At 62.4% G+C, this 25,205-nt stretch carries 31 protein-coding genes; 15 read left to right on the top strand and 16 right to left on the bottom strand.

Going from position 1 to position 25,205, the window contains the following annotated elements:
* Positions 1-70 precede the first annotated feature (70 nt).
* The 3 genes from NZL82_RS18970 to NZL82_RS18960 are packed head-to-tail and all read left to right on the top strand — an operon-like array spanning position 71 to position 930.
* Positions 71-466, top strand: coding sequence for a hypothetical protein (locus tag NZL82_RS18970; protein WP_261271263.1), 396 nt, complete (start codon positions 71-73; stop codon positions 464-466).
* 6 nt (positions 467-472) lie between these two features.
* Positions 473-775 (top strand): hypothetical protein, encoded by a 303-nt coding sequence (locus NZL82_RS18965; RefSeq protein ID WP_261271262.1) that lies wholly within the window; start codon positions 473-475, stop codon positions 773-775.
* Entirely contained in the window at positions 772-930 is a 159-nt protein-coding gene (locus tag NZL82_RS18960; RefSeq protein ID WP_261271261.1) for a transcriptional regulator, read from the top strand. The genes NZL82_RS18965 and NZL82_RS18960 overlap by 4 nt, the downstream gene beginning before the upstream one ends.
* A gap of 1,576 nt (positions 931-2,506) precedes the next feature.
* Here NZL82_RS18960 and NZL82_RS18955 read toward each other — a convergent pair.
* The 10 genes from NZL82_RS18955 to dfrB all read right to left on the bottom strand — a co-directional run bounded on the left by NZL82_RS18955 (position 2,507) and on the right by dfrB (position 10,013).
* Entirely contained in the window at positions 2,507-3,700 is a 1,194-nt protein-coding gene (locus NZL82_RS18955; protein WP_261271260.1) for a replication protein RepA, read from the bottom strand.
* Between the two features lie 98 nt (positions 3,701-3,798).
* Positions 3,799-4,173 (bottom strand): hypothetical protein, encoded by a 375-nt coding sequence (locus tag NZL82_RS18950; protein ID WP_261271259.1) that lies wholly within the window; start codon positions 4,171-4,173, stop codon positions 3,799-3,801.
* A 90-nt stretch (positions 4,174-4,263) separates the two neighbouring features.
* Complete coding sequence (locus NZL82_RS18945; RefSeq protein ID WP_261271258.1) at positions 4,264-4,572, bottom strand: type II toxin-antitoxin system RelE/ParE family toxin; 309 nt, start codon at positions 4,570-4,572, stop codon at positions 4,264-4,266.
* 3 nt (positions 4,573-4,575) lie between these two features.
* The gene (locus NZL82_RS18940) at positions 4,576-5,400 is read right to left on the bottom strand and encodes a hypothetical protein (RefSeq protein ID WP_043502303.1); all 825 of its coding nucleotides are present in this window, start codon (positions 5,398-5,400) and stop codon (positions 4,576-4,578) included.
* Positions 5,397-5,849: a hypothetical protein gene (locus tag NZL82_RS18935; RefSeq protein ID WP_033455137.1), complete on the bottom strand. Its 453-nt coding sequence runs from the start codon at positions 5,847-5,849 to the stop codon at positions 5,397-5,399. The genes NZL82_RS18940 and NZL82_RS18935 overlap by 4 nt, the downstream gene beginning before the upstream one ends.
* 331 nt (positions 5,850-6,180) lie before the next feature.
* Positions 6,181-6,945, bottom strand: a complete 765-nt coding sequence (locus NZL82_RS18925) for an IS6-like element IS6100 family transposase (protein ID WP_001389365.1) — start codon at positions 6,943-6,945, stop codon at positions 6,181-6,183.
* 506 nt (positions 6,946-7,451) lie between these two features.
* On the bottom strand, positions 7,452-7,952 hold the full coding sequence (locus tag NZL82_RS18915; protein ID WP_000376623.1) for a GNAT family N-acetyltransferase: 501 nt from the start codon (positions 7,950-7,952) through the stop codon (positions 7,452-7,454).
* A 127-nt stretch (positions 7,953-8,079) separates the two neighbouring features.
* Entirely contained in the window at positions 8,080-8,919 is an 840-nt protein-coding gene (gene sul1, locus NZL82_RS18910) for a sulfonamide-resistant dihydropteroate synthase Sul1 (RefSeq protein ID WP_000259031.1), read from the bottom strand.
* The gene (locus NZL82_RS18905; RefSeq protein ID WP_000679427.1) at positions 8,913-9,260 is read right to left on the bottom strand and encodes a quaternary ammonium compound efflux SMR transporter QacE delta 1; all 348 of its coding nucleotides are present in this window, start codon (positions 9,258-9,260) and stop codon (positions 8,913-8,915) included. The genes sul1 and NZL82_RS18905 overlap by 7 nt, the downstream gene beginning before the upstream one ends.
* 516 nt (positions 9,261-9,776) lie before the next feature.
* Complete coding sequence (gene dfrB, locus NZL82_RS18900) at positions 9,777-10,013, bottom strand: trimethoprim-resistant dihydrofolate reductase DfrB (protein ID WP_261271257.1); 237 nt, start codon at positions 10,011-10,013, stop codon at positions 9,777-9,779.
* A 207-nt stretch (positions 10,014-10,220) separates the two neighbouring features.
* Here dfrB and intI1 point away from each other — a divergent pair, with 207 nt between their 5' ends.
* From intI1 to NZL82_RS18880, 4 genes are all read left to right on the top strand, one after another.
* Positions 10,221-11,234, top strand: a complete 1,014-nt coding sequence (gene intI1, locus NZL82_RS18895) for a class 1 integron integrase IntI1 (protein ID WP_000845048.1) — start codon at positions 10,221-10,223, stop codon at positions 11,232-11,234.
* Positions 11,235-11,530: 296 nt separating this feature from the next.
* Complete coding sequence (locus NZL82_RS18890) at positions 11,531-12,109, top strand: recombinase family protein (protein WP_052168522.1); 579 nt, start codon at positions 11,531-11,533, stop codon at positions 12,107-12,109.
* A 336-nt stretch (positions 12,110-12,445) separates the two neighbouring features.
* The gene (locus tag NZL82_RS18885) at positions 12,446-13,648 is read left to right on the top strand and encodes a DNA cytosine methyltransferase (RefSeq protein WP_200911983.1); all 1,203 of its coding nucleotides are present in this window, start codon (positions 12,446-12,448) and stop codon (positions 13,646-13,648) included.
* Complete coding sequence (locus NZL82_RS18880; protein WP_033455135.1) at positions 13,648-14,550, top strand: NotI family restriction endonuclease; 903 nt, start codon at positions 13,648-13,650, stop codon at positions 14,548-14,550. The genes NZL82_RS18885 and NZL82_RS18880 overlap by 1 nt, the downstream gene beginning before the upstream one ends.
* A 16-nt stretch (positions 14,551-14,566) precedes the next feature.
* On the opposite strand, the gene NZL82_RS18875 is transcribed toward NZL82_RS18880, so the two are convergent.
* From NZL82_RS18875 to NZL82_RS18850, 6 genes are all read right to left on the bottom strand, one after another.
* Positions 14,567-14,758 (bottom strand): antitoxin VbhA family protein, encoded by a 192-nt coding sequence (locus tag NZL82_RS18875; protein ID WP_081043765.1) that lies wholly within the window; start codon positions 14,756-14,758, stop codon positions 14,567-14,569.
* Between the two features lie 12 nt (positions 14,759-14,770).
* On the bottom strand, positions 14,771-15,466 hold the full coding sequence (locus NZL82_RS18870; RefSeq protein ID WP_261271256.1) for a hypothetical protein: 696 nt from the start codon (positions 15,464-15,466) through the stop codon (positions 14,771-14,773).
* Positions 15,463-15,747 (bottom strand): ribbon-helix-helix domain-containing protein, encoded by a 285-nt coding sequence (locus NZL82_RS18865; protein ID WP_223953288.1) that lies wholly within the window; start codon positions 15,745-15,747, stop codon positions 15,463-15,465. The genes NZL82_RS18870 and NZL82_RS18865 overlap by 4 nt, the downstream gene beginning before the upstream one ends.
* 47 nt (positions 15,748-15,794) lie before the next feature.
* Entirely contained in the window at positions 15,795-16,439 is a 645-nt protein-coding gene (locus NZL82_RS18860) for an AAA family ATPase (protein WP_223936822.1), read from the bottom strand.
* Positions 16,440-16,586: 147 nt separating this feature from the next.
* Positions 16,587-18,971 carry an LPD7 domain-containing protein gene (locus tag NZL82_RS18855; RefSeq protein WP_261271255.1) on the bottom strand — a complete coding sequence of 795 codons (2,385 nt, stop codon included), beginning with the start codon at positions 18,969-18,971 and terminating at the stop codon, positions 16,587-16,589.
* Positions 18,961-19,323 (bottom strand): plasmid mobilization protein, encoded by a 363-nt coding sequence (locus NZL82_RS18850; protein WP_014125923.1) that lies wholly within the window; start codon positions 19,321-19,323, stop codon positions 18,961-18,963. The genes NZL82_RS18855 and NZL82_RS18850 overlap by 11 nt, the downstream gene beginning before the upstream one ends.
* A gap of 450 nt (positions 19,324-19,773) precedes the next feature.
* Between NZL82_RS18850 and NZL82_RS18845 the strand changes: the two genes are divergently transcribed.
* The 8 genes from NZL82_RS18845 to NZL82_RS18810 form a co-directional block, all read left to right on the top strand.
* Positions 19,774-20,199, top strand: a complete 426-nt coding sequence (locus NZL82_RS18845) for a hypothetical protein (RefSeq protein ID WP_261271254.1) — start codon at positions 19,774-19,776, stop codon at positions 20,197-20,199.
* Positions 20,200-20,206: 7 nt separating this feature from the next.
* On the top strand, positions 20,207-20,911 hold the full coding sequence (stbB, locus tag NZL82_RS18840) for a StbB family protein (RefSeq protein ID WP_014125921.1): 705 nt from the start codon (positions 20,207-20,209) through the stop codon (positions 20,909-20,911).
* Positions 20,912-20,920: 9 nt separating this feature from the next.
* A complete protein-coding gene (locus tag NZL82_RS18835) occupies positions 20,921-21,475 on the top strand; it encodes a hypothetical protein (RefSeq protein ID WP_261271253.1) in 555 nt (184 codons plus the stop codon).
* On the top strand, positions 21,472-23,079 hold the full coding sequence (locus NZL82_RS18830) for a type IV secretion system DNA-binding domain-containing protein (RefSeq protein WP_261271252.1): 1,608 nt from the start codon (positions 21,472-21,474) through the stop codon (positions 23,077-23,079). The genes NZL82_RS18835 and NZL82_RS18830 overlap by 4 nt, the downstream gene beginning before the upstream one ends.
* Positions 23,080-23,490: 411 nt before the next feature.
* Positions 23,491-23,919 carry a hypothetical protein gene (locus NZL82_RS18825; RefSeq protein ID WP_261271251.1) on the top strand — a complete coding sequence of 143 codons (429 nt, stop codon included), beginning with the start codon at positions 23,491-23,493 and terminating at the stop codon, positions 23,917-23,919.
* Entirely contained in the window at positions 23,916-24,071 is a 156-nt protein-coding gene (locus tag NZL82_RS18820) for a hypothetical protein (protein ID WP_261271250.1), read from the top strand. The genes NZL82_RS18825 and NZL82_RS18820 overlap by 4 nt, the downstream gene beginning before the upstream one ends.
* Complete coding sequence (locus NZL82_RS18815) at positions 24,068-24,322, top strand: EexN family lipoprotein (RefSeq protein WP_261271249.1); 255 nt, start codon at positions 24,068-24,070, stop codon at positions 24,320-24,322. Before NZL82_RS18820 ends, NZL82_RS18815 begins: the two co-directional genes overlap by 4 nt.
* A 9-nt stretch (positions 24,323-24,331) precedes the next feature.
* Positions 24,332-25,205, top strand: an 874-nt coding sequence (locus NZL82_RS18810; protein ID WP_261271248.1) for a type IV secretion system protein, incomplete at its 3' end; no start/stop codon positions are given.

Raw genomic sequence — 25,205 nt, 5'->3', positions numbered from 1 at the left:
GAGCTACAGGTGCTCGATCGAGACCGATGTTTACGAGATTGGAGGACAAGAGCGAGCCTGGTAGATCGCCATGTTCAATCTTTGTTCTTCAACATGGCCAAAATCGCAGCTTCGGGCCGACTGGGCCTTCATGGTCGCGGCGCAAGTGCTCGGCCTGACGGTGGCCCTGGGCTGGATTGCCATGCAGGCTAAGGGCATGGCCTCGGGGCTGGCCGGCGGCGTTGCGCTGCAAGCCATGTCCCTGCGTCAGATCGTGGCCCCGGCCGCGTCGATTGCACGCCCATTGAACCCGCTCGCGCAATCGACACGGCTTGACCCACGGACAGGCCATCAGACCAGTGGAGCACGCGCAGAGCACTTCCTGATGGGGCGCACGCCTTGGAATCCGGCTTACCGGAATGCGGTCAAAGAGCGCATCGCGGAAGGCTGGAAAAAGCCGGAAGGCGGCGAAATGAAAAAGGGGTGATGCGCTATGTTCCGACAAGCTGAACATGAAGCCCTGATGCGCCTCATGACGCACGCAACGGGCTTTGTCCCTGACAGCCGGCGCATTGCTCATTGGCTGCAAGAGTGGGAACGGTCGGGTAACTCTCGGGCCATCAAGGCTCAAGTGCCGGGCCTTGCTTCCGATCACGCCAGGGACGTGCAGACGGTCGCCCAGGCGGCCAAGCGGACAGGGGCGAAGCCCTCCACGCTCGGCCGCCTGGAATACAACTACAACATGGAAAACATCGCGCGGGCCTACCCGCTGCCGTCGATGGAGTACGAACGATGAAGAACAGGCCGCACGACGAAGCAATGGCCGAGGCGTACCGCAAGCGGCCGGGCGAAGCGTTCGCCATGTTCCGGGCGCTGCTGCTCGATGGCGGCCAGCCTGGGGAATGGCGCATCTTCTGGCGTCACGTCCGGCTTGCGCTGCGTCGGCGGTAGTCCCTCGATCTGCACCACGGCCCCGCCTCGGCGGGGCTTTCTTTTTGGTGACAACGGATCTTCCTCGATCGCGCGGGCCTGTCACCATTGCCGGGCATTGGTGACGCCGGCAGCTCGGCCAGGTCGTCGCCGTGTCACCATCGGGAACGGTAGGAATAGTAATAGTCTTACTACTATTATTCTTATCCCCTACCCTACTCCGCGCTTCGCCCGGTCGCCTACGGCGCTGCGGCCTGCGGTGCCGCCCTTGACACCACTTCCAGCCAAACGGCCCCAGGTGCCCCGGTTTTCAAGTGGAAAGGGGGTCAAGGGTGAAACCGGAAGCCGCACGCGGAGCGCAGCCCGTAAGGAAGCGAAGCGCCCCGCCGGCTGCACCCCTAACGACAGAGGGCGACTCGCTCCCTTCCCGCCGGGGCGGGAAGGGCGGGGGGATGGGTGGCGGGCGCGGAACGCGCCTTTCTCCCGCTCGCCGGCCCTGCCGGCGTGGGGGCGGTGTGTAGGCCCGGCCCGTTGGAATCATTGGCCTTTTTCGAGATTCAAGACAGATTCAGCGCATGACAGGCCCGCCGGACGCCCCAGGAAGCGCCGTAGGCGCTTTTTGAGGGCTTGGCAGGGTGAAGGTCGCCCCTACCCTGAAAAACGCTTCTACGGCCTTCCTGCGCGCTCTGGTGCCCGTTCTGTGGCACGTCGGCTCGGCTCGCTCCTTTTCTGAAAGCCCATTGCGGCCTTTCCGCTTGCGCTGCCGGTTCCTGGCGGGGCGCGTAGCGCCCTGCCCTGCGCAGGCGGTCGAGTTTCACCGCGCGGCCTTGGCCGCGCCCTGGTAAAGCGTTCTGGCCGAAGGCCAGCCATTTAGCCGGAGGGGGAGCCGGCTTGTCCGGGGGAACCCCGCAGGGGTGCCCCGGCCGTAGGCCGCTCTGCGGCGGTTCGTTTCGCGCTGTCGGTCGAGTTTTCCACTGCGCGGGGTGCTCCAACTACCAGCAAAAATTTATAGGAGATTCTTTAAAGGCAGAACCGTACCGGTTTTAGGGGGGGGGGAATTTATCGCGCCGGGGGGGTGCGATTTATCGTGGATAAGTGGCCTTGGGGGGGTGCGATTTATCGCACTAGGGGGGTGCGATTTATCGTGGATAAGTTGCGCTATCCACAAGGTTTTTCCACCGTTTTGGATGGTGACAAAGTGCGCGCCTGGTCGTGTCGATCTGTCACCATCCGAACCCCGCCCGCTCGGGGGCAAGGGGGGGGTGATTTATCGTACTGGCGTGGGCGGGCGGCCCGGGGGGGGGGGGGGGGGGGGGCGCCGGCGGGCGGGGGGGGGGGGGGGGGGGGCGCGGGGGGGCGCCCCCCGGATTCACCGTCCGGGCGTGGCCCGCCGGCCTGTCGAGGGGGGGGGCGATTTATCGCGCGTTCAGGCTGGTGATGGTGACGCGGCCGAGCTGGCCAGCTCGATGAGGTGTCACCACGGCCGCCGGGACGGCGGAACGAAAGGGATGGAAGCCCGCAGGGGCGAGACTGCCGGCAGCGCCGGCCGGCTCGATGCGCAGCACGATAGCCCGGCCCTGGCATCGCCAGGGTGAGCCTACTTCGTGAGCTTCTTCGGAATCGGCGGCGGCGAGCCAAGCAACAGAAGCCCGCCCGTCACCTGCTTGACGTTCGCGCTCGGATAGACGGCCTGCACCCTGCGCAGCACCGGCAAAAACTCCTTCTTGAAATCCTTGTCGGGGTCTTTGCCTCGGTACTCCTGGGCAAACTGCTCGCGCAGCGACTTCCAATGCAGCACAACGCCCTTGCCCTCGATACGGTGCAGGCGATGGGCCAGCCACGCATACACGTCCAGGGCCAGCGCGGAGCCTTTCAGCGCGTGCAGAGCGCGATTGTCCAGCGGCACGGCGCTATCGCGCAGCTCGTTGAAATAGTGGTCGGAAAGCGTCATCACGCCCGGCCATAGCGGGCGCTGGCTGCTGTCGCGGTTGGACACCCAGGCGTCGAACTGCTCGACGGGCTGGCCGTTGAACGTGCGGCCCCGGAAACCGAGCTGCAAACGACACGCGGCCAAGGCGTGCATCTGCTTGCGCAAGGTCGTATAGCGCGCGCCCTGGCTGACGGTATCGGCCCCGAGCATCAGGCGCAGGAACTCGGCCGCACTGTCACCGATGGGGATTTCCCGCGCGCCGTGGCGCACGGCGTAGGTTGAAACCCAGGCCAGGGCAAGGCGCGGCATCACGCCATAGGGGATAGGCTGCTGCACCGGCCCCTTGCCCTCGTCCAGATAGCCGGCCTGCACATTCACCCAGGCCGCGCCGGACTGGCGCATGAACTCGCGGCCCTCGACCTTGGCGCGAGGCAAACCGACTTGGCAAAGCACGGCATGGGTGAAAGCCATGTCCTCGCCGCTCGGCGGCGTGGTAGCAATATCGGTCGCCACGTCCAGCAGCTTGTTTTCCTGCGGCGTGAGCACCACGGCGCGCGAGCTGCGCGCCTTCTTCGCCGGCACGGCGTTTTCCTGGGCGCGTTCGACCTTCTGCACGGCCCGCTTGACGGCCGCCGGCAGCTTGAGCGAAGCGCCGACGTTGCCCGGCACATAGTCGCGCTGCCGGCGAGCCTCGGCCGTCTTGGCCGCCACGGCGGCGGCATCGGCCGCCGGGATGCCGGCGGCGATCAGCTCGGCGCGGTAGGCCGCTTCATCGAACGCATCAGCGCCTTTTTTTGGGCTATCGCCCAGGTCTAAGGCTGTTTGTCTGCCGCCATTTTTGCTAAGATTGGTCATGGTCATTTGCCTGTTTTGGTAATGGTCAGCGGCCCTTTCGAGTTCGCCACTCCGGGGCCGCACCCCGGCCCGACACTGTTAGCGCGGTGTCGGGCCTTTCTTTTTCACATCGGCCCCGTCGCCTCGCGCCAGTCGGACGAATCCACGATGATTTCCGGCGCAAGGTGCGCCACGTCGGCCAGCGTCGAAAGCGCCTTCTCGAACGTACGGAAACGCACCGGGCGGCCCTCGTAAGTGACGGCGTGCAGCGCCCTACCCTGGCGCGCGTACAGCGTGAAACCGGCCTCGTCATCGGGATAGAGCACGGCTTGCACTTGCTCCCGGCCGGGCGTGTCGCACGCCGCGCTGAAACGGTCGAACGTCCAAGGCCGCCCCTTCCTGGGCTTCGGTTCCAACTGGTCAAAGAAGGCATCCACGAAAGCGCCGAGCTGGTCTTGCGGGATACCTGCGTTTTCAAAGTCCTGGTGTTGCTGGTTCATCTTCGCCACTCCTAAAAATCCGGCGTTAGCGCGCCGGGGTTGGTATTGGTGACAAGTAGATCTCGCCGGCGAGATCCGCTTGTCACCACGTCACGGCATTTGCTGCGCCGCGTGTTTCACTCGCAAAATTTCCACGGTGCCGGCGTCGTCCAGCACGCGATAGAACACGATGTAATTCCGATGGGCGACCAGCTCGCGCACGAAGGCGGGCAAGCCCGGCCGACCGGTGCGGCCCATCTTCGGATGCTGCGCAAGCGGCAAGGTCTTGTCGCGCAGCTCCTGGCCGAACGTCTCCGCCCTGGTCGGGTTGTCCTGGGCGATGTAGTCGATGATGTTGTCTAGATCGGCCTCGGCCATCGGACGCCATACGATGCGGTAAGGGTTTTTTGCCTTCGCCATAGATCAATCGCCGTCCGTCTCGGCCTGCTTATCGACAAGCGCCTGAACGACCGCGAACAGGTCATCCGCCTTGCCGCCGTAGCTCTCGAAATCGTCCAGCAAGGCGGCGAAGTCGTCCCGCTGGAACTGCTTTTCTTCGGCCTCGGCCTCGCGTGCATCCTGCTCGTCCAGGTCGATAGCGTTCATGGCGTGCGCTCGATGCAGCCACGCATCGGCGTATTCGCGTTCATCGCTGCCGTTGCTGCCGTAGCCGTCTGCACGCGGGCACGCGACGAAGTTCTGAATACCGGCCAGATCGCCCGCGAAGCTGCGTAGCAGCTCCTGGGGTGTCATCTGCACGCGCCGGCACTCGCGCACAAACTCCGGCGGCACGCGCAGCGTGACGGCCACGGTTTCATCGGGCACGAAGCGGCCGGCCTCGCCGGGGATGATGCCGACAGGGGCGCGGAAGCCATGCGGCCGGGCATCGCAACGCCAGCCGACAACCTCCAGGGCGCGGCCGTCGTCACTGGTGGCCCGGTCGCTGCTGTCCAGCTCGGGCACTCGGCGCAAGCTCTGGTCGATGTAGTCGCGGAAGTAGCACGCACCGGCCGGCAGCTCTCGGCCGAAGGGCTGCGCCGGCACGATGTAGCCGAACTTCCCCACGTTGCGGCGGCTGTGTTCCTGGCTCCACGGCCCGCCGCCGATCAGTTCGTGGGTGGTGCCGGCGTGCTCGATGGTCAGCAGTTCATGGCCGCCTTCGGCCTGCTGCACGTCGATCAGCCGGACGTTATGCACGGTGACAGAAGCGCCGGGCTGTGCGAGCGCGGCGAAGGCATCGAAGCTCATGCGCGCTTCGCTCCTGCCGCCTTGTGGCGTGCAATGCGGGCATCCATCCGCGCCATGACTTCATCGTGCGGGATGCTCGGCCGGGGGTCGTCGATGGATTCCTGAATCTCGGCGGCCAGCCACTCCGTATAGGCGGCGGCTTGGTGCGCCTTGCGCATCGCGTCGGCCCGGCCACGGTTGCCGGCGGTTTCCTCTTTCTCGGCCGGGTTCCACTCGCTGGCGTCGAACTGGCCGATGGTGATGCCCACATCGCGCAGGACGTTCAAGGCTGCAATGGGATTGCCGAAACGGCGCGGCTCGTTGCTGCGGGCCTTCGCCAGCAAGGCAGCGGCCCCGCTGCGCGTGGCGATCTGCACGAGGAACGCCCCGCCCTGTCCTTTCAGGGTCACGCCCTCGACGCCGCCGGCATCGCTCGCGGCGCGAAGCTGTTCAATGGTCATGCTTTGCATGATTCACTCCTTATAGGGTGATGAAAGTAACAGGGTTTATTGTGCATGCTTTCTAGGAAACGTGCAAGCCCCTGTTAGTCGGAAAACGGTCGTTTTGTGGATTTCGTGGCGGTGCCCTGCCCTGCTGTCATTTTCAGAAGACGACTGCACCAGTTGATTGGGCGTAATGGCTGTTGTGCAGCCAGCTCCTGACAGTTCAATATCAGAAGTGATCTGCACCAATCTCGACTATGCTCAATACTCGTGTGCACCAAAGCGAGGTGAGCATGGCGACGGAGGCTCTGTTGCAAAGATTGGCGGCAGTCAGAGGTAGGCTGTCGCTCTGCGCCGATCAGGCGGCTGCTGCGAAATGGTGGTTGAGCATGCCCATGGCCTCCGTCAGCGCCGAGGGCCCAATGCCAAAAGCTCTCTCCACAAGGCGCACCTCGCCCCTGATGCCGGGCTGCAGGCACCAGGGGCGAGCCTGTCCTTTGCGCAGGGCTCGCATGACTTCGAATCCCTTGATCGTGGCATAGGCCGTGGGGATCGATTTGAAACCGCGCACCGGCTTGATCAGTATCTTGAGCTTTCCGTGATCGGCCTCGATCACGTTATTGAGATACTTCACCTGCCGGTGGGCCGTCTCCCGGTCCAGCTTTCCTTCGCGCTTCAATTCGGTGATCGCTGCACCATAGCTCGGCGCTTTGTCGGTATTGAGCGTGGCAGGCTTTTCCCAGTGCTTCAGGCCTCGCAGGGCCTTGCCCAGGAACCGCTTCGCTGCCTTGGCGCTGCGGGTCGGCGACAGGTAGAAATCGATCGTGTCGCCCCGCTTGTCGACTGCCCGGTACAGGTAGGTCCACTTGCCCCGCACCTTGACGTAGGTTTCATCCAGGCGCCAGCTCGGATCAAAGCCACGCCGCCAGAACCAGCGCAGCCGCTTCTCCATCTCCGGGGCGTAGCACTGGACCCAGCGATAGATCGTCGTATGGTCGACCGAAATGCCGCGTTCCGCCAGCATTTCCTCAAGGTCGCGATAGCTGATCGGATAGCGACAATACCAGCGCACCGCCCACAGGATCACATCACCCTGGAAATGGCGCCACTTGAAATCCGTCATCGTTCCGTCCGTCCAATCTCCGCCAAGCATGCTCAAGCTTCACGATTTTTGCAACAGAGCCCACACGAGTATTGAGCATAGTCGAGATTGGTGCAGATCACTTCTGATATTGAACTGTCAGGAGCTGGCTGCACAACAGCCATTACGCCCAATCAACTGGTGCAGTCGTCTTCTGAAAATGACATTTGGTATCTCTCATAAACGGATGTTTTTGAGAGAACTATCTTCGGCCTTCACACGCACGAAAGGCGGCGAAGCTCCGCCGTTAATCCGTCCGCCGGAGATCTCGCCCAGGCAGGCTGAAGGCCGAGCAAGCCTGACAGGCCCGAAAAGCCCGGCACGGGCGTCGGCGGCGATGACGGCGGCGGCATTATCCAGGGTTGATGATGGAAGTGGAGGATATCGACAACCTCTCGCGCAACCAAGACATCGCGGTCGGACTGCAAGTGATCTTGAAGCCACGGGCCCGTCCCACCCCGACATGGACCTCGATGCCCGAACGGACGTTAGATTTCGAGTTCTAGGCGTTCTGCGATGAAGGTTGGATCCCAGCCGGGATTGAAAGTGTCGACGTGGGTGAATCCGAGCCGCTCGTATAGGCCACGCAGGTTCGGGTGGCAGTCGAGCCGCAGCTTGGCGCACCCCTGCGTTCGCGCGGCATGGCGGCAAGCCTCGATCAGCGCGGAGCTGACACCCCGGCCCGCATGTGTCCGTCGCACCGCGAGCTTGTGCAGATATGCGGCCTCCCCCTTGAGGGCGTCGGGCCAGAACTCGGGATCCTCGGCCGACAAGGTGCAACAGCCGACGATGCCGTCGCTGCAACTCGCGACTAGGAGCTCGGATCTCAGGACGAAGGTCTCCGCGAATGTCCGGTCGATCCGCGCGACGTCCCAGGCGGGCGTTCCCTTGGCGGACATCCACGCCGCAGCGTCGTGCATCAGCCGCACAACCTCGTCGATATCACCCGAGCAGGCGACCCGAACGTTCGGAGGCTCCTCGCTGTCCATTCGCTCCCCTGGCGCGGTATGAACCGCCGCCTCATAGTGCAGTTTGATCCTGACGAGCCCAGCATGTCTGCGCCCACCTTCGCGGAACCTGACCAGGGTCCGCTAGCGGGCGGCCGGAAGGTGAATGCTAGGCATGATCTAACCCTCGGTCTCTGGCGTCGCGACTGCGAAATTTCGCGAGGGTTTCCGAGAAGGTGATTGCGCTTCGCAGATCTCCAGGCGCGTGGGTGCGGACGTAGTCAGCGCCATTGCCGATCGCGTGAAGTTCCGCCGCAAGGCTCGCTGGACCCAGATCCTTTACAGGAAGGCCAACGGTGGCGCCCAAGAAGGATTTCCGCGACACCGAGACCAATAGCGGAAGCCCCAACGCCGACTTCAGCTTTTGAAGGTTCGACAGCACGTGCAGCGATGTTTCCGGTGCGGGGCTCAAGAAAAATCCCATCCCCGGATCGAGGATGAGCCGGTCGGCAGCGACCCCGCTCCGTCGCAAGGCGGAAACCCGCGCCTCGAAGAACCGCACAATCTCGTCGAGCGCGTCTTCGGGTCGAAGGTGACCGGTGCGGGTGGCGATGCCATCCCGCTGCGCTGAGTGCATAACCACCAGCCTGCAGTCCGCCTCAGCAATATCGGGATAGAGCGCAGGGTCAGGAAATCCTTGGATATCGTTCAGGTAGCCCACGCCGCGCTTGAGCGCATAGCGCTGGGTTTCCGGTTGGAAGCTGTCGATTGAAACACGGTGCATCTGATCGGACAGGGCGTCTAAGAGCGGCGCAATACGTCTGATCTCATCGGCCGGCGATACAGGCCTCGCGTCCGGATGGCTGGCGGCCGGTCCGACATCCACGACGTCTGATCCGACTCGCAGCATTTCGATCGCCGCGGTGACAGCGCCGGCGGGGTCTAGCCGCCGGCTCTCATCGAAGAAGGAGTCCTCGGTGAGATTCAGAATGCCGAACACCGTCACCATGGCGTCGGCCTCCGCAGCGACTTCCACGATGGGGATCGGGCGAGCAAAAAGGCAGCAATTATGAGCCCCATACCTACAAAGCCCCACGCATCAAGCTTTTGCCCATGAAGCAACCAGGCAATGGCTGTAATTATGACGACGCCGAGTCCCGACCAGACTGCATAAGCAACACCGACAGGGATGGATTTCAGAACCAGAGAAAGAAAATAAAATGCGATGCCATAACCGATTATGACAACGGCGGAAGGGGCAAGCTTAGTAAAGCCCTCGCTAGATTTTAATGCGGATGTTGCGATTACTTCGCCAACTATTGCGATAACAAGAAAAAGCCAGCCTTTCATGATATATCTCCCAATTTGTGTAGGGCTTATTATGCACGCTTAAAAATAATAAAAGCAGACTTGACCTGATAGTTTGGCTGTGAGCAATTATGTGCTTAGTGCATCTAACGCCCAAGCTCAGCGGGCGGCGAAGCCGTCCGCTGGAGCGCAGTGTTGGGCCGGACCTGCGCAAGAGCCCAAGCTCATGAATAGGCGACAGTGAGCCATATTCCTCCTATAGCGAAAACTGAAATCGTGGCGTACCCAGCGATTTTCGGGATGCCATGTAAGTTCAAAAATCTTCGGATTGGATGCTCGGACGGCAACCAGCGGGAAGCGGCCAGAAACACGACCAGCACCAGAGGCCACAGCGACAACTTCGCAATGAGATACGGCGTCAATTCCATTTGCCACAGTGCGTCCGTACGGCCCAACGTGCAAGCTCAGCGGGCGGCGAAGCCGTCCGATGGAGCGACCAGTTGGGCTGTAGGCGGTACCGCACGAATCGGCCGTAAAGTGATTCGATCAGGCGTGAATTCAGGGCACGCGTTCAAGCGCAGCCACTGGATAAATCTGTACTGAGCCAGCGTGAGACTCGGACTCGACGGCATAGCCTTCAGGGGTCAGTTTCGTGCAGTACCACCCGACAACAAGCCCTTGCCAAGCGGCGCCAGACTTTTTGCGTACGCGATCACCCAAGCCGAACGAGGCGTTCGAAGGGAGCGCAAACTGGTCAGCAAGTGGAGTGCTGACTTCAAAGCTACTTTGACCCATGCCTAAACTTTCTTGTGAATTTCTTGAGGTGATCTCTCGCCCCGACAACGCGTTGCACTGGTGAAGCCCAACTTTGTTTTAGGGCGACTGCCCTGCTGCGTAACATCGTTGCTGCTCCATAACATCAAACATCGACCCACGGCGTAACGCGCTTGCTGCTTGGATGCCCGAGGCATAGACTGTACAAAAAAACAGTCATAACAAGCCATGAAAACCGCCACTGCGCCGTTACCACCGCTGCGTTCGGTCAAGGTTCTGGACCAGTTGCGTGAGCGCATACGCTACTTGCATTACAGCTTACGAACCGAACAGGCTTATGTCCACTGGGTTCGTGCCTTCATCCGTTTCCACGGTGTGCGTCACCCGGCAACCTTGGGCAGCAGCGAAGTCGAGGCATTTCTGTCCTGGCTGGCGAACGAGCGCAAGGTTTCGGTCTCCACGCATCGTCAGGCATTGGCGGCCTTGCTGTTCTTCTACGGCAAGGTGCTGTGCACGGATCTGCCCTGGCTTCAGGAGATCGGAAGACCTCGGCCGTCGCGGCGCTTGCCGGTGGTGCTGACCCCGGATGAAGTGGTTCGCATCCTCGGTTTTCTGGAAGGCGAGCATCGTTTGTTCGCCCAGCTTCTGTATGGAACGGGCATGCGGATCAGTGAGGGTTTGCAACTGCGGGTCAAGGATCTGGATTTCGATCACGGCACGATCATCGTGCGGGAGGGCAAGGGCTCCAAGGATCGGGCCTTGATGTTACCCGAGAGCTTGGCACCCAGCCTGCGCGAGCAGCTGTCGCGTGCACGGGCATGGTGGCTGAAGGACCAGGCCGAGGGCCGCAGCGGCGTTGCGCTTCCCGACGCCCTTGAGCGGAAGTATCCGCGCGCCGGGCATTCCTGGCCGTGGTTCTGGGTTTTTGCGCAGCACACGCATTCGACCGATCCACGGAGCGGTGTCGTGCGTCGCCATCACATGTATGACCAGACCTTTCAGCGCGCCTTCAAACGTGCCGTAGAACAAGCAGGCATCACGAAGCCCGCCACACCGCACACCCTCCGCCACTCGTTCGCGACGGCCTTGCTCCGCAGCGGTTACGACATTCGAACCGTGCAGGATCTGCTCGGCCATTCCGACGTCTCTACGACGATGATTTACACGCATGTGCTGAAAGTTGGCGGTGCCGGAGTGCGCTCACCGCTTGATGCGCTGCCGCCCCTCACTAGTGAGAGGTAGGGCAGCGCAAGTCAATCCTGGCGGATTCACTACCCCTGCGCGAAGGCCATCGGTGCCGCATCGAACGGCCGGTTGCGGAAAGTCCTCCCTGCGTCCGCTGATGGCCGGCAGCAGCCCGTCGTTGCCTGATGGATCCAACCCCTCCGCTGCTATAGTGCAGTCGGCTTCTGACGTTCAGTGCAGCCGTCTTCTGAAAACGACACCTGCCGCGCTTTTGGCCCTGTTCGCTGTCCGTAATGGCGTCTATAAAACAAAGTCTATAAACTGGCGCTTTCATCGGAAAAATGGACGAAAACATGAAGATCGGCTATGCGCGGGTATCGACCGACGATCAGCGAATGGACTTGCAGCGGGACGCCCTGACGGCCGCCGGGTGCGAGAAGGTATTCACGGACACGGCCAGCGGCGCAAAAGCGGCGCGGCCAGGACTGGCCGAAGCCCTCGCCTTCGCCCGCAAGGGTGATGTGCTGGTCGTGTGGCGGCTCGACCGCCTGGGGCGCTCGCTGCCCGAGCTGGTCAAGGTCGTGGGCGAGCTGGAAGCCGCCGGGGTCGGCTTTGAGAGCGTCACGGAACGGATTGAAACCAACTCGGCCGCCGGTCGTCTGGTGTTCCATGTGTTCGCCGCTCTGGCCGAATTTGAGCGGCGCTTGATCGTGGAACGCACGCACGCCGGGCTTGAAGCGGCCAGGGCACGCGGGCGCAAGGGTGGCCGCCCTGCCCTGCCGCCGGAAAAGGTCGCGGCGATACAGGCAATGGCGGTCGGCAATCGGTCGGTGTCGGAGATATGCAAGGCGCTCAAGATCGGGCGCAGCACGCTTTACAAGTACGCGCCAGGGATGAAGGCCGCGCCGACCGTTGGTGACAAAGCGGGCTGACCAGGTGCGCGGGCCTGTCGCCAGTGAGCCAGGTAGTCCATGCCTCATTTTTTGGATACACAAACGTGTATCCATGCGATACTGTCATCCTATGTCAAGCAAAGACGCTGGCCTCCGTATCCGTGTTGAAAGGGAACTCCGCGAGGCGTTCCAAGGGGCCTGTTTGGCCGAAAACAGGAGTGCGTCGGAAGTGTTGCGCGAGTTCATGCAGGCATTCGCCGACCGGCATCAAGGCGGCTTGCAACCCGATATGTTCACGGCACCAGCAGCCAGGAAGCCACGTCAATCAACCAAGAGAAAAGCGATATGAGCCAACTTAATTCTTTGGAAGGGCGCTTGACCTCGCTCGACTTGTTTGCAGGCGCGGGCGGACTGTCCGAAGGGTTGCGCGAAGCCGGATTCACGTCGCTTTACGCGAATGAGATTTCCCCGCGCTATGCGCAGACCTACGCCGCCAACCATCCAGCCACGCAGGTCGATAGCCGGGACATTCGCAAGGTCGATGCACGCAAAGTCCGAAAACTATTGGGCTTGAAGCGGGGCGAACTGGATTTGATCGCTGGCGGCCCGCCCTGCCAAGGCTTTTCGATCAACGCGCCCAAGCGTTCCACCGAGGATTCACGGAACCACCTGTTCCGCGAATACCTGCGGTTTGTCACCGAATTTCAGCCGCGCGCGGTCTTGATCGAGAACGTCCCTGGCATGGTGTCGTTTGAAGGCGGCGCAACGCTGGATGCGATCTTGGAATCATTGAAGCAGCTCGGCTACGACGCCGACGTGCGAATTCTGTACGCGCCGCATTACGGCGTTCCGCAAACCCGCTGGCGCACAATCATCCTTGGCAGTCGCTGCGGCGTCGATCCGATGGCGCTGTTCCCGGAGCCGCTGCGCCAAGCGCCGGTTCGGGTGAATTTCACCTCGCAATTCGCCGGGAAAAACTTGGTGAACTTGCCGCGCTCCCTGGAATTGCCGTCACACGTCACGGTCAAGGATGCCATTGGCGACTTGCCAGCCCTGCATAACGGCGAGATTGGCGAACAGGTCAAAGACTACCGGCACCCGGCGGATAACCCGTATCAACAATTGATGCGGGCAGGTTCAACGGGCGTGACGTGTCACGAGGCCGCCCGGTTGAGCAAGATCAACCTTGAACGCATGACGCACATTCCGCCGGGCGGGAACTGGACGGATATTCCCGAAGCCCTGTTGCCACGCGGGATGCGCATGGCGCGGCGCAGTGACCACACGAAGCGTTACGGTCGGGTCAATCCTGACGGCCTCGCATCCACCATCCTGACCAAGTGCGATCCGCATTGGGGCGCTTACTTCCATTACGAGCAGGACAGAGCCTTTACCGTGCGCGAAGCAGCACGCATCCAGTCCTTCCCTGACACTTACGTTTTCTGCGGGTCGCGGGTTGAGCAATACGAACAGGTGGGTAACGCCGTGCCGCCGCTGCTGGGTGCAGCCGTCGGGCGAGCCATCGCCCAGGTGCTGGGGAGTGTCCGCAAGAACGAGCGCAAAGTACGGGTGGCGTAGTGGCGGGGAAGATTTGGGAGTTCTTCGGTTATCGCTCCGATGACCACTCTCCGGCGGCGGTGGCCGCCGCGACGGACAAGCAATGCCCCTACTTGTCCGAAGTGTGCGAAAAGCGGCTGAGTGACGGGGCTATCGCCGGCGTTTGCACCATCAAGCCAGCAACTTCCGGCCCGGTTATTTGCTGCCCTATCCGCTTGTACGCGGACAAGTACCGTGCCCTGTATGACGTGGCAAAGATCGCGTTTGACGACGATTTAGAGCTGATCGCGGGCCGGCAAGCATCAGCACGGGCGCGGGCGAAACAAGCACCAGTCGTAGCCGTGTTCGGCAAACGCTGGGGCGGCGAACTGCGCTTACCGCAAAAGGACGGCGCGGGCAGTTACTTCGTGGATTGGGTGCTGGCGTTGCTTGATGCCAATGGCAAGCTGAAAGAGTTTGTCGCCGTCGAAGTTCAGACCATCGACACAACGGGCAACTACCGCAACGGTCGGGAAGCCCTGCTCACGCCAGAACGCACGAACCCGGCGACGACGGCGGGCTTGAATTGGGAAAACGTCAATAAACGCATCCTTCCCCAACTGATCTACAAGGGCCAGGTGCTGCAACGTGAAGCGTTGTGCCGGAAAGGCTTGTTCTTCGTCTGCCCGCAACCTGTTTACACGCGGATCATGGCCCGCCTTGGTGGCGTTGGTGGTTTGATCCGCTATGCCTTGCAACCGGCGTCGATCACGTTTCTTGCCTATGAGCACGAAGAAGCCGGCATCATCGACGGGGCCACGGTGCCGCTGAAAGCACTGCCGCCACATTCGACCACGGTTTACAAGGTGCAAGAGGCGTTCAACAACGTCACCTTGCCGGATGAGAACGTCTATAAAACCGCTATTGAAGCCGCCCTTGGCTGACGTCATCAAGACAGATTCAGCGCGACCGGGGCGCGACGAACTCGGCAAGGTCGATTTCGCCCGCGATGAACCGGGCCGCGTGTTCCTCGTCGGCCTGGGACGGCTTGAAGCCTTCAAGGCCGACTGACGCGCGGGCATAGTCGCAAGCCGCCTGCCGGCGGCGGCGTTCTTCATCTGTGATTTTATGAGTAGGTGAATTTTCGCTCATTTACTCAATTCCTCAACGACCGTAACCATAGCCGGTTTCGGCTTCATAGTTGCCCTGGTGGTCGCGGCTCACTTCCACGTCGTCACCCACGTCCATTTCCGCGCCCTCGATCTGCGGAACCATCACGCGGTCGCCGTCGGCCTCGATGACGAAGGCCCGGCCCTCGTCGTCGCGCTCGATCTGCTGCACCACTTCACCCGCAAACGATTCATCACGCGCCAGGATTCGCGCCTCGTACTCGGCGGCCAGCTCCGGGTTAACGCCGGCATGGCTCAATTCCTCGGCGTGCTGCTGCTCCTGGGCGTGCTCGACGGCGGAATGCAGGCGCTCGCGCTCCCTGCTGATGCCCTGCCCTTCCGTCGCGGCCAGCTCTGCGCGCAGCTCGGCATTCTCGGCCCGCTCGACCGCGTACAGCCCGGCATAGTCCGGGCGGGGGTCGGCGGCCTCGATGCTGCCGCCCTCGATACGCTCCCGCATCACTTGGGCCGGCGGCACGTCGCCGGTAGGCCCGCCGGCTTCCCGGTCGCGGTCGTGTGGCCGGTCGGCCTGCTCTGCCTGGAAAACGCGCTGCCGGCACTCGGCCAGCTCGCGGGCCAGTTCGGCGCGTCGGGTCGGGTCGGTTTCGCGTTCCAGCTCCAAGGCCAGCGCGCCGCACTGGTCGCGCAACCTGGGCAGCTCGTCCATGTGTTCGGTGTCGTGCTCGTTCATGGTTCGATGGTCATTCCACGGTCGAGAAGCTGGTAAATCGCCATGTTGATAAGGGCGGCCCGCGTCTGCCCTACCTTCGCGGCCATCGCGTCGAGCCTATCCACCAGTTCAACGGAAATGGTGAGGCTGATCTGTTCCTTGTTGCCCTTCATCGTGCGCTTGCGGGCGCGGGCCGGCGTAGCAGGCGCAGGGGAAACGGCACCGTCCGGCGCAGCATTGATGAAAGCGTCCGCGTTCGGCGTCGGCTTCTGTGTCTTGGGGGTTGGTCTAGTAATCGCCATTGCATTGCCCTTGCATTGTCAAAGGATATGAATTTACGTTCTTATGCCTAGTCAAACAATGCGGAAACAAGCGCATTCAGTTCCGCCATTGCCTTCTTGTCGTGCGGCTTGAGTTCCAGCACGGACAAGCCCGCGCCGGCCGCGTTGGCAAATGCCTTGCGGCGTCGGATGGGGGTCGGCAGGTATTCAAACTGCGGCACGTCGGCCACGGCCGCCGCTGCCTCGGTGTTATCGGTCGAGGCTTCGCCAGGGTCGGCGCAGTTCAGCACGGCCACGGCGCGCAGGCCGTCCCGCACGCTGCGGGCTTCATCGACCAGTGCGGCTATGTCGTTCAGCGCCCATACGTCGTAGCTCCTGGGTTGGAACGGAACCACGATCACATCGGACAGCACCAGCGCCGCCCGCAAGGCGGTGGAATCTCGGCCGCCGGCATCAATGATGATGTCCTGAAACTTGCCCTGCTGCTGTGTGACCTGGGCGCGCAAGGTCGGGCCGTCTGGATAGCTCGCGCAGGCGATGCCCGGCGCGTGGCCGGCGTCGGCCCGGATGCTGATAGCTGTCTGTGCCGTGCCCTGGCGGTCGGCGTCGATCAGCCACACGTCGCGGCCAGACAGCGCCCGCGCGATTGCGATATTCACGGCCAGGGTGGTTTTCCCTACGCCGCCTTTGGTGTTGCCCACGGTCACTATCATGGTTCGGCCTCGTTCATATGAAAAGGATAGTCTAATTATATCCAATTCCCTACCTTTGGCAATCCGTTGTCCATGAATTGCAGTGCATGGGATGGTGACGCCGCGGCCGTGGCCAGGTCGCCGCGGTGTCGCCAAAAGGGCAGGGCGCTACCGGCTGCGGCCGGTGTCGCGTGGTGGGCGCTGCGGTTCCTGGCCGCGCTCCTGTTCCGGCTCGGCCGTGCGGCCTGGGCCGCCCTGGGCGGGCTTGGCGCGCTCGGCCTGGGCCATGTAGGCCCGTCCGGCCTTGATCGCCTCCCGGCGCTGCTCGTATCGCTCCTGCAAGCCCTTGTCGCTGAACTCGACGTAAAGCCCCTTATCGGCCGCAATGTCGGCCATAGCGTGCCTGTATGCCTCATCGCCACCACGTAGCCGGATGCTCGGCCCGAACTTCGCCAGGGCGAGGCGCAGGCCGGTTTCCAGCGTGTCGCGCTCGGTCTGGCTGAACTCAACCGCCGGCCCGGTATCGGTGAACATGGCCCGGCGCTGCTGGTCGTAGTAGGTCACATTACCGTCCTGATCGACCTTGTACCCGGCCGGGGCGGCCGGCTTCATGATCGGCGCGGCCTCGGGGTGGCGGCCGTCCTTGTCCTCGATGCGCTCGCGCGTGGCCGGCTGCGGCTGTCTCATGCGCTGCCGGCGCAGCTCGGCCAGGGCGTCGGCATCGCCACGGCCGGCACGCTCGGCCAGATAGGCGCGGTACTGGTCGGCCGGCTTCATGCGATACCGGGCTTTCAGCTCGGCGCGCTCGACCTCGATCTGGTCGCGCAAGGCTAGATCGCGCTTCACCTTCTCCATGCGGGCCAGGGACAAAGCGGCCTTCCGCTCGGTGCCCTTCATGGTGCTGTCGTTCTGGATGGCCCGGCGCTCGGCCTGATACTGGCGGCGCTGCTCGGCGCGGCGCTCCTGTTCCCGCTGCTTCTGTGTCTGCCAATCCTGTTCCCGGCGCTCGCGCTGCTGCGGCTGCCACTCTTGGCGGTAGTCGGCCCAAAGGTCGCGGCGCGGGGCGCTGCGGGCCGGCTGCTGCACTTCGCGGCCCTGCTGCTCGGCGTAGGTGCGCCGCAAGATCGGCGCGGCCTCGCGCCAGGGCAAATGCAGCTCCTGGGTAAGAAAGTCGGTCACGTTCAGGTTTCGACGGCCGCACCGTATGCGGTCGCTGCCGTCCTTCGCCTTCGTCACCTCGTACTTGTCGGGCATCACGCCATGCGTGCGGCTCACGGTCGCCAGCAGGCGCGCGGCGTCCAGCTCGCGCTTGATCGTGTCGAACTCGCCCCGGCCGGCATCCTGGCCGCGTGTGGCTGCTTCGTGCCGCTCGGCAATGCGCTGGCCGACGACGGTATCCGCCGGGCGGCCGTCGCGCTCCTGGGCAGGCGAGGGCAGGGGGGCCGGCTCCCTGGTGGGCTGCGCCCTGGTCGGGGCCGGCGGCTCGGGCTGTGGCTCGATCTCATGGGCAGCCCGGTGTTTGGCGTAGAAGCTGGCCGCGCGCTCGGCCAGCATGGCCCGGCGCTGCTCGGGGTCGGCCTCACGATAGGCGGCGTATGCCTTGCGGCTCCCGCTGTTGAGATATTTCAGCTCGGCCGCCCTGACTTCGTGCCACTCCTTCAAGCGGTCGGCAATGTCAGCCGGGGTAGGGCGGGGCGCTTGCGCGTCCTCGTATCCCTGGCGCAGCTCTCCGGCCAGCCGGCGGCGCTTCTCGTCGGCCGGCAGCTCGATAAATTCGCGGCTGAAAACATGGTCTTTCAGGTTGATGCCCTTGGCCGCGCCCTCGGGCTTCACGTTGAGATATTCGCCGGTCTTACCTGCGTTGCGGGCCTTGGTGTCGCCATGCTCGGCCACGATGGCCCGGAACTGGTCGAAGTCGGTCACGCCCTGGTCGAGCACCACGGACAAGATGCGCTCTTTCAATTCGTGGCTCGCGCCCTTGAAATAATCGCCCTTGTATCTGGCAATCATCGCGCTTTCGTCCGTGAACTCTAAGCGCCGGTTATCTTTCGGACTGGCAAGCCCATATTTGGCGTTGATGTATTCCTGAAAGGCTTCAAGGAATTTGGTCTGCTGATCGACCTTGCCGAACGGGTTTAGATTCCGCTGGCTCAATAGGTTGTATTCAGGGATGACGATGTGAATATGCGGCTTACGCTCGATGAACTCGCCCGTTAGCTGGTTGGTATAGCTTTTCAACCTGGGCAAATGGGCCTCGGCATAGAAACTATATTCGTCCAGGTCATAGGCCGTCATGGCGAATTGCCGGAACTCGTCGGTGATCGCCTGCAATAATTCCGGGCTGATTTCGTCCTCTTTGAAAGCCAGGGTGATATGCAAATACCGCTCGCCCTGCTTGTCCATGCTGTTGATGATGGCGTCGGTCAATTTCAGGTCGCCCGCCAATATCACGCGCTCGTCCAGCTCGGCGCGGTTGTAGTCGCGGCCGTCCTTCCGGCCTTCTTCCAGATATTCGCGGATTCCGGCCTCGCCGCCACGCACCCTAATCAGCATGTTCGACGGCCTCCCGCATCGCGTCGGCAATGGCCTGTAGCTCGGCCAGGATGCCGGCATAGGTCGCGGGCGTGGCCGTGCCTGCCAGCTCGGCCGCGTTCGCCGCATGGGCGAGCTGGTTCATGTTGTTGCTGGTCTTGTTGAACAGGTACAGCAGCCGGCGCTTGTCGCTGCTCGTGGGCACGCGGGCGACAACCTGGGTGCGGTTCTGCAAGACGCACTCGCGGAAGAACTCGGACGGCTTCAAGCCTGACGCCTCGACCTTCGCCAGATAGGCGGCATGGTCGGCGTCGGTAAGGCGGAAGCTCACCGGCCGGGTGAGCTTCTGGCCGTCTGCGGGCTTGCGGGGCATGGGCGGGCCTCCCTTCATTTCCTGCCCGGACGGCGGCCAGGGCAGGGCGGTTGCAGGCCGGCGCGGGCAGCGCCGGGCGGTCTTGCCGGATGGCGACGAATCCCCGGCCTGGTGGGCGGGGATCTGTCGCCAGTCGGCGCGGCTCCCGAAGGGGCCGCCGGCAGGGTTTCCAAAGGGGGGCAACCCCTTTGGGCACGGGATATGTGTCAAAACGCGGAGCGTTTTGTAAACATATCCGACGTGCCTATCAGCACACCAAAATAGTATAGCGCGGCACATGCATTGCCTCAACACGCGCCATGCACTGCATTAACACTGCATTGCCACGCTTGACACTGCAAATACACTTCACGATAATTGCGTTCAAGCGGCGAAAGCCGTTTGACGCACTGCATATGCACTGCAAAAATGGCGTTTTCCGACAACGGGACAACGCAAAGAGGTTGATAGATGACGAAAACCAGTGTGGCCGACGTGCTGCGCGAGCTGGCGAAGGGCGACAAAAGCCGCTCGGAAACGGCCCGCCTGCGCGACGTGATAGACGAAGTGGAAGCCGCCCTAGCCGCTGGCGTAAGCCGGTCGGCGGTGCTGGAAGCCCTCCACGGCCAGGGCTTCACGATGACGCTAAAGAGCTTTGAGAGTGCCCTTTATCGCATCAGGAAACAGCGAGGGCAGGGCGCGGCAGGGGCACCGGCCGCACCCGCACCGGCTCCCCTTCGTCATGACGAAAAGCCGCCGGCCTCCCCGCCAGCGGAAAGCGCACGCGAGGGCGACAAGCCCAAAGCGCGCATCACGAACCCGGCCGACGTGCGCAAAGCACGGAAGCGGGACATTGACTTAGAGAGCCTGGAAGATGGCTCGGACGATCAGGAGTAAAGACACCATGAAAATTGCCGTCCTCAACTACACCGGCACCGTTGGCAAGACCACCATCGCCGCCCACCTGCTTTCGCCTCGCATGGGCGATGCGCCTATCTTCGCGGTGGAAACGATCAACGAAACGGCCGCCGGCCTGGGCGTCGATGTGGAACAGATCAGGGGTCAAAAATTCCGCGAACTGTTCACCAAGCTGCTGAAACTCGATGATGCAATCATCGACGTGGGCGCGTCGAACATCGAAGCATTCCTTGATGGCGTTGTGAAAATGGACGGCTCGCACTCGGAAATTGATTATTTCATCGTTCCGCTAACGCCAAAAACAAAAGACCAAAAAGAAACAATTCACCTGATTAGCACCTTGTCCGATATGGGCGTGCCGTCCGAGAAAATCCGCGTAGTATTCAATCGCGTTGAAGCCGATGTAAGCGAAGAATTCCCCTATGTCCTGGCATATGCCAAGAAAGAAAAAACCTGCATTGCCAATACTGACGCGGCTATCTTTGAAAACGATTTGTTTGATGCTCTCGGCGTCAAGAAACTAACCGTGAGTGCGCTGCTGGCCGATGAAACCGACTACAAGGCATTGCTGCGCAAGCCGGATGCCAGCGAGAAAGAGCGGAACAATTGGGCTGAACTCCACGGCCTGAAACTCCTGGCGCGCGGCGTGAATCGTAACCTTGATGCCGTCTATGACGTGCTTTTCAAGTGAGGGGCGGGCATGGAAACCGAACCCCTACACAAGAACGCAAAAGATGCCTTGATATATGACCTGCTAGGCGACGTGGGGAAGCTGCACGATCAGATCAAAGCATTACCGGAAGCCTTCAAGGAATCTGTCGCGCCGACGCTCGGGGCGCTTGCCCTGGCGGTGAAGGATGCAAAGGGCAGCATCGAACAGGCCGGCAAGGCCGAAAAGGCCGCGTTCGGCAACTTCACGGCGCAGGAGAAAGTCGCCCTGCGCGATTCCCTGAAAGCGGCACTGCGCGAGGAAGCCGGCGCGGCCCTGGCAGACGTGGCGCGCGAGCTGTCCAGCTCGGCGCGGCTCCATGCGGACGCCGCCAAGGCCGAAACCCGGCAGCGTTGGCAATGGCTGGCCGTCGCCCTGGCGGTCGGCCTGCTCGGCGGGGCGCTCGGCTTCTACGGCTCGCATCTGCTCTACGGCCAGCAGCAGGCCGAACAAGCGGCCTTCGGCCGCGCCGTCATGGCAACCTGGGGCGATCTGGACGCCAAGGCCAAAGAACGCATCCAAGAGGCCAGAAGGAACACGCCATGAAGCCCGCCCTTGTCCTGACGCTCGTTATCCTGGCCGTCTCGGCCTTCTTCCTGGCCCGCAACGTGTTCGGCACGCTCAAGGGCAAGAACCGGGGCGCGGTCGCCTGGGTGGTGTGGCTCTGGCTCGGCCTGTGGGCTGCGGCCCTGGTCTATGGCATCGCCTCGGCCGTGCCGCGCTGGCTCGCCTCGGGCGAATCCTCGGTGCTCCTGGCGCTCGGCGTGGCCGTCGTCTCGGTGTTCTGCCAAACGCGCCTATGGGGTCACTACGTCGCCCGCGCGAACTATGCGCCCCACGGTCAGGAAACCGTCGTGCGTGGCACCGAAGTTGTCGGCGGCGGCGATCTGCAAGCCCGCATGTACGGCGACAAGGCCAAGCCGGCCGACGTGGATATTGAAATCGGCGGCGTCGTCCTCCCTCGGATGCTGGAAGCCCAGCACATGCTTTTCAGCGGCACCACGGGCGCGGGCAAGACGCAGGCCATCAATCGGGTGCTGCGGGCCGTTCGCCAGCGCGGGCAGCGGGCTTTGATCGCTGACCCTGCCGGCGGCTTTTTCTCCCGCTTCGGCCGCCCTGGTGACATGCTTTTCAACCCGTTTGATCGGCGCTCGGTCGATTGGTCGCCCTTCGCGGAAATCCGGCATGACTACGATTGCCAACGCATCGCCAAGGCGGCCGTGCCGGACGGCACCGGCGAGGGGGCAGAGTGGCACCACTACGCGCAAACGCTCCTGGGTGAAACGCTGCTCGCTCTGCATCAGCGTGGGGAACATTCGGTAAAGCGGCTGCTGCACTACGTCAGCGCGGCCGACACGAAGGAACTAGGCGAGCTGCTGGCCGGCACGCCTGCGGCCATCCTGACGGCCAAGGGCAACGACAAGATGCTGAACAATACGCGCGGCATCATCGCTACCTATCTCGGCGTGTGGCGCTACCTGCCCGACGCCGGCACGTTCTCCGTGCGTGAATGGGTGCAGGACGAAACCCGCGACGGGTGGCTGTTCGTCACCTACCGCGACGATCAAATGGGGATGCTGCGCGGGCTGGTCGCCTCGATCTTGGAACTTGGCATTGTCGAAGGCTTGAGCCTGTCGGAGAACCAAGAGCGCGGGCTGTGGTTCGTGTTCGATGAAGTCGATTCCCTGGGCAAAGTGTCGAGCCTGCGCGGCGGCCTGACGAAGCTCCGCAAGTACGGCGGCCGGTGCGTCCTGGGCCTGCAAACGGTGTCGCAGCTCCGCGAAACCTACGGCCGCGACGAAGCGCAAACGCTCCTGGCGAACCTCTCCACCAAGCTGATACTGCGGGCCGGCGACAACGAAACGGCCGAGTATTTCAGCAAGGAACTTGGCGAACAGGACATTGACCGGCTGCAAATGACGACGGGGCAGGGCACCAGCTCGGGCGGCGTGCTCAACCCTGGGCACTCGTCGGAATCCAGCAATACCAGCTACAACATGCAGCGCGTCCGGCAAGCGGCCATCCTGTCGTCGGAAATCCTGAACCTGCCCGATCTGCACGGCTTCCTGAAAATTCCCGGCCAGCCGGTCGGCGCGGTGCAGGTCGAATATCAGGCCATGCCCGAAGTGCGACCGGGCTTTCAGGGGTGACAGCAGACATGCACGCCGCCCCCTCTTGGCCCTGCGGGCCAGGGTGGGGAAAGGTGCCTGCGGCACATTGAAAAGGATATGCAATTCATAGTAAAATAATCGCATGAATCAGATTGGTGACACGGCGGCGAACCTGGTGCGGGCACCGTGTCACCATTGGCTAATCCGCGCCAAAGTACGAAAATTGGGATGCCATTACGCTAGGTTTTGGCATATCTGAATCAACGGTTTTGGGTGTCGCCCATCTACTAGACCGGCTCCGCGCTGCGCCCGGTCTGCCTTGAAACAGACGGCCTATCCGCCGCTGTGAAGCCCTGCGGGGCGCGCTCCTGGGTGGGGAGCAAGACCGCTGCCGATGGTGGCGGAACGGCCGAAAGGCCCGACGCCCTCCTTTCAACAGGAGTGGCGATCATGACTTACCTTCACTTTTTTCTCATGGCTGTTGCGGCGGTCTGCCTGCATATGCTCTGGCGATCATGGGCCGGCCTCGACCGGCTCGGACTGGCGCAAGAGCTGGCACGCAAAGCGCCTGGGCTGCGAAACAAACAGAACCTCGCGGCCGCTTTTCTAACGGCTCCCTTCATCATGGCGGCGGCTGATTGGTTCGACCTGATGATGGTCGGCCAGGATGCCCCGATCACTTCGGGGGTTGCCGTTCTCGGCTCGGTGGCTTCCCTCGGTGTGGCCCTTTTCCTGCTCCGCGACTCGGCCGAAATCCTCGGGGGTTCCTGGGTCACAACGCGGGAAAGCGCCCTGCGTGCGCTCGCAGCGCATCAACATGCACCCGATCATTTCACCGGCTGCACCATCGAAGCCGAAGCGCGCGAGGTGCGGAAATGAATCTGCTTGATTACATCCGCGCCCTTGCGACGGGCGATTACATCGACATGGCCCATTTGATCGTTCTGCTTCTCGGTGCGTGGAGCATCGTAGAAGGCGCTCTGAATGTGGCCGCTGACACTATCGAGCATGTGCAAGGGGGGGCGAAATGAAAAAGCTCTCTATCGCCCTGGTCGTGGCGGCCGTCCTGGCCGGCTGCGGCGAGAACACGCCCGTTCAAACGGCCGATTGGTACAAGGCCCACGACAAAGAGCGCCTGGAAATGCTCGCCAAGTGCAAGGCCAGCCCTGGCGAGCTGGCCGCCTCTCCGAACTGCGTCAATGCGCGGGCGGCACAAAACCAGCTCGACCTTGGCAGCAAAAACTACGGCGTCGATGTGAAGCCGCCGACCTTCAAAAAATAAGGGGCAATCATGGCTGACATAACGCTATTTCAGTACCTCGGTGAAACCATCACCAATGCCACGGCGGCCTTTGTCGAACCGGCCGCGTCCAGCCTCATGTATGGCCTGCAAATGCTCGCCGTTACTGGGGTGACTCTCTACATGGTCTTGATGGGCTACGCGATTAGCACCGGCTCGGTAGAAGCGCCCTTCGCATCGTTCATGAAACAGTGCGTGAAAATCATCATCGTGGCGGCTTTCGCCCTCTCGGCCGATGGCTACAACAATCACGTTGTAGCCGCGCTCAACGGCCTGGAAACCGGGCTTTCCGATCTTCTCAACGCGAACTCGGCTTCGCCTTCCGCCTCGATCTATCAGACCTTGGACACGATGCTGAACAAGGGCTTTGAGCTATCCGCGCTGTGCTTGCAGCGCGCCAGTGATGCGGGGTGGGATTTCGGCGCGACGCTGAGTTGGTGGGGGGCTGCGCTGCTCATTTGCCTGGGCACGCTGGTTTTCGCCCTGATTGGTGGTGTGAACATCATCATTGCCAAGTTCTCGCTTGCGATCATGTTTGCCCTGGGGCCGCTGTTCATCTTGTGCCTGATGTTCCCGATCACAGCCAAGTTCTTTGATGGCTGGTTCGGCCAAGTCCTGAACTACATCTTTTCGGTCGTCATCCTGGCACTAATCATGTCCTTCGGCGTTGTGGCCTTCGATCACTTCGTGAGTGGGGTCAATCTGAACGTGGATGCCAGCGGCGGGCAAAACCCGTTCATGGCCCAGTCGGCCCGAAGCTGCGATTTTGGTCATCTTGGAGAACACGTCGGGAACGGGCTGGTTGTTGTTGACGATCGCCCATGCGAGGAACGACGTTCCGCTCCGATAAGGGAGCGGCGTTATG

Source organism: Sphingomonas sp. LC-1 (assembly GCF_025371035.1).
Taxonomy (GTDB): Bacteria; Pseudomonadota; Alphaproteobacteria; order Sphingomonadales; family Sphingomonadaceae; genus Sphingomonas; species Sphingomonas sanguinis_E.
Note: the sequence above shows the minus strand (reverse complement) of the source record. Positions and strands in the feature narration are given on the sequence as shown.

Excerpts from the sequence above, each read along its gene's own strand:
- NZL82_RS18970 (WP_261271263.1), top strand. The coding sequence starts at position 71 with ATGTTCAATCTTTGTTCTTCAACATGGCCAAAATCGCAGCTTCGGGCC.
- NZL82_RS18965 (WP_261271262.1), top strand. The coding sequence starts at position 473 with ATGTTCCGACAAGCTGAACATGAAGCCCTGATGCGCCTCATGACGCAC.
- NZL82_RS18960 (WP_261271261.1), top strand. The coding sequence starts at position 772 with ATGAAGAACAGGCCGCACGACGAAGCAATGGCCGAGGCGTACCGCAAG.
- NZL82_RS18955 (WP_261271260.1), bottom strand. The coding sequence starts at position 3,700 with ATGACCATGACCAATCTTAGCAAAAATGGCGGCAGACAAACAGCCTTA.
- NZL82_RS18950 (WP_261271259.1), bottom strand. The coding sequence starts at position 4,173 with ATGAACCAGCAACACCAGGACTTTGAAAACGCAGGTATCCCGCAAGAC.
- NZL82_RS18945 (WP_261271258.1), bottom strand. The coding sequence starts at position 4,572 with ATGGCGAAGGCAAAAAACCCTTACCGCATCGTATGGCGTCCGATGGCC.
- NZL82_RS18940 (WP_043502303.1), bottom strand. The coding sequence starts at position 5,400 with ATGAGCTTCGATGCCTTCGCCGCGCTCGCACAGCCCGGCGCTTCTGTC.
- NZL82_RS18935 (WP_033455137.1), bottom strand. The coding sequence starts at position 5,849 with ATGCAAAGCATGACCATTGAACAGCTTCGCGCCGCGAGCGATGCCGGC.
- NZL82_RS18925 (WP_001389365.1), bottom strand. The coding sequence starts at position 6,945 with ATGACGGATTTCAAGTGGCGCCATTTCCAGGGTGATGTGATCCTGTGG.
- NZL82_RS18915 (WP_000376623.1), bottom strand. The coding sequence starts at position 7,952 with ATGGACAGCGAGGAGCCTCCGAACGTTCGGGTCGCCTGCTCGGGTGAT.
- sul1 (WP_000259031.1), bottom strand. The coding sequence starts at position 8,919 with ATGGTGACGGTGTTCGGCATTCTGAATCTCACCGAGGACTCCTTCTTC.
- NZL82_RS18905 (WP_000679427.1), bottom strand. The coding sequence starts at position 9,260 with ATGAAAGGCTGGCTTTTTCTTGTTATCGCAATAGTTGGCGAAGTAATC.
- dfrB (WP_261271257.1), bottom strand. The coding sequence starts at position 10,013 with ATGGGTCAAAGTAGCTTTGAAGTCAGCACTCCACTTGCTGACCAGTTT.
- intI1 (WP_000845048.1), top strand. The coding sequence starts at position 10,221 with ATGAAAACCGCCACTGCGCCGTTACCACCGCTGCGTTCGGTCAAGGTT.
- NZL82_RS18890 (WP_052168522.1), top strand. The coding sequence starts at position 11,531 with ATGAAGATCGGCTATGCGCGGGTATCGACCGACGATCAGCGAATGGAC.
- NZL82_RS18875 (WP_081043765.1), bottom strand. The coding sequence starts at position 14,758 with ATGAGCGAAAATTCACCTACTCATAAAATCACAGATGAAGAACGCCGC.
- NZL82_RS18870 (WP_261271256.1), bottom strand. The coding sequence starts at position 15,466 with ATGAACGAGCACGACACCGAACACATGGACGAGCTGCCCAGGTTGCGC.
- NZL82_RS18865 (WP_223953288.1), bottom strand. The coding sequence starts at position 15,747 with ATGGCGATTACTAGACCAACCCCCAAGACACAGAAGCCGACGCCGAAC.
- NZL82_RS18860 (WP_223936822.1), bottom strand. The coding sequence starts at position 16,439 with ATGATAGTGACCGTGGGCAACACCAAAGGCGGCGTAGGGAAAACCACC.
- NZL82_RS18855 (WP_261271255.1), bottom strand. The coding sequence starts at position 18,971 with ATGCTGATTAGGGTGCGTGGCGGCGAGGCCGGAATCCGCGAATATCTG.
- NZL82_RS18850 (WP_014125923.1), bottom strand. The coding sequence starts at position 19,323 with ATGCCCCGCAAGCCCGCAGACGGCCAGAAGCTCACCCGGCCGGTGAGC.
- NZL82_RS18845 (WP_261271254.1), top strand. The coding sequence starts at position 19,774 with ATGACGAAAACCAGTGTGGCCGACGTGCTGCGCGAGCTGGCGAAGGGC.
- stbB (WP_014125921.1), top strand. The coding sequence starts at position 20,207 with ATGAAAATTGCCGTCCTCAACTACACCGGCACCGTTGGCAAGACCACC.
- NZL82_RS18835 (WP_261271253.1), top strand. The coding sequence starts at position 20,921 with ATGGAAACCGAACCCCTACACAAGAACGCAAAAGATGCCTTGATATAT.
- NZL82_RS18830 (WP_261271252.1), top strand. The coding sequence starts at position 21,472 with ATGAAGCCCGCCCTTGTCCTGACGCTCGTTATCCTGGCCGTCTCGGCC.
- NZL82_RS18825 (WP_261271251.1), top strand. The coding sequence starts at position 23,491 with ATGACTTACCTTCACTTTTTTCTCATGGCTGTTGCGGCGGTCTGCCTG.
- NZL82_RS18820 (WP_261271250.1), top strand. The coding sequence starts at position 23,916 with ATGAATCTGCTTGATTACATCCGCGCCCTTGCGACGGGCGATTACATC.
- NZL82_RS18815 (WP_261271249.1), top strand. The coding sequence starts at position 24,068 with ATGAAAAAGCTCTCTATCGCCCTGGTCGTGGCGGCCGTCCTGGCCGGC.